This is a genomic window from Mesorhizobium sp. M4B.F.Ca.ET.089.01.1.1, assembly GCF_004022605.1.
GTDB classification, from domain to species: Bacteria; Pseudomonadota; Alphaproteobacteria; order Rhizobiales; family Rhizobiaceae; genus Mesorhizobium; species Mesorhizobium abyssinicae.
On the sequence record NZ_RZOS01001535.1, the window covers coordinates 1 to 405 of the forward strand.

The 405-nt window shown below is 67.2% G+C and carries 1 protein-coding gene; it reads left to right on the top strand.

The features are described from left to right. Nucleotides 1-136: 136 nt before the first annotated feature. Nucleotides 137-405: ATP-binding protein (locus EN780_RS38175; protein ID WP_210215161.1), on the top strand; the 269-nt coding region annotated here is incomplete at its 3' end.

A 405-nucleotide genomic window follows, 5' to 3' on the forward strand; every position in this document is an offset into this window, starting at 1 on the left:
GCCATGCGCGTCGCTCGCAGCGTTCCGGCCACGTCACCGTCAATGAACACATGCCCAAGGCGCACCAGCGCTAGGCCAACACCACGCCGGCCAGTCTGATCACAAGCGCGTCCGGCACCGGCTCGCCTCAGCCAGGCTGCGCTTTCCCGAAGCCTGTATCGAGGGGACATCGACTTTGCCGCGCCACGCGGGGCTTGACCGGCGCGGCACCATGGCGCTCGCCCAGGGCGAATGGCTGAAAGCGCATGAGAACCTCATCGTCACCGGCCAGACCGGAACCGGCAAGTCGTGGCTGGCCTGCGCCTTCGGCCGGCAAGCAGCACGGCTCGATCATTCCGTGCTCTATGCGCGCGTGCCTCGCCTGTTCGAGGATTTGGCGCTCGCCCGTCTCGATGAGCCTTGTGG